Below are 832 nucleotides of genomic sequence, written 5' to 3'. Positions count from 1 at the left end.
CGACTCATACTTTGCTCAATCTGAAGACGCCATATTAATTGTCTGAATTTCAAGCTTGTGTAATGCGAACCTTGATCGCTGTGATATATCACATTCTCAGGCTTACCCCTTAACTCAAATGCCATTTTCAAAGCTTTACAGGTCAGCTCACTATCTGGTGATAATGACAAAGCCCATCCAACAGGTTTGCGGGAAAATAAGTCTAAAACAACGGCTAGATAGGCCCAACGATTACCGACCCAAACATACGTCACGTCGCCACACCACACTTGATCTGGTTGAGTTACTGCAAACTGTCGATTAAGCGTATTGGGGATTGCAACATGCTCTTGTGTCGCTTTTCTATAAGAATGCTTAGGCTGCTGACAGCTTAATAACCCAAGCTTTTTCATTAGATTACGGGCTCGATAACGACTGAGACCAATCCCTTTGTTAGTCACTAATTGCGCTATCGTTCGCGCACCGGCAGAGCCATGACTAATACGATGTGCAGCCTTCACTTCACTGCATAAAATAGTAAAGTCTGCATCAATATGTTCTTTTCTTTTTAGCCAATACTTATAGCTACTTCGATGCACTTTGAATGCATTACAAATTGTGAGAATAGAGTGGCTCTGCTTGAGTGCGCTGATTAGCGTAAATTGTTCATCGAGTCTGACATCAAGAGAGCGGTAGCCTTTTTTAGGATAAGATTGTGCTCCTCAAGACGAGCTATTTGCTTCTTCAGCTCACGGATTTCAATTTGTTCAGGGGTAATCGGAGATGCTTTTGGTGTGCCACCCTGGCGTTCTAGTTTTAACTGTCTCACCCATTTATCCATAGTGGACTTACC

At 42.8% G+C, this 832-nt stretch carries 1 pseudogene; it reads right to left on the bottom strand.

Going from position 1 to position 832, the window contains the following annotated elements:
- A pseudogene (locus L5M38_RS24275) lies at positions 1-832 on the bottom strand (IS3-like element ISSba5 family transposase); the annotation flags it as partial.

The sequence above is a fragment of the Shewanella sp. SM101 genome (genome assembly GCF_025654465.1).
Taxonomy (GTDB): domain Bacteria; phylum Pseudomonadota; class Gammaproteobacteria; order Enterobacterales; family Shewanellaceae; genus Shewanella; species Shewanella oncorhynchi.
Note: the sequence above shows the minus strand (reverse complement) of the source record. Positions and strands in the feature narration are given on the sequence as shown.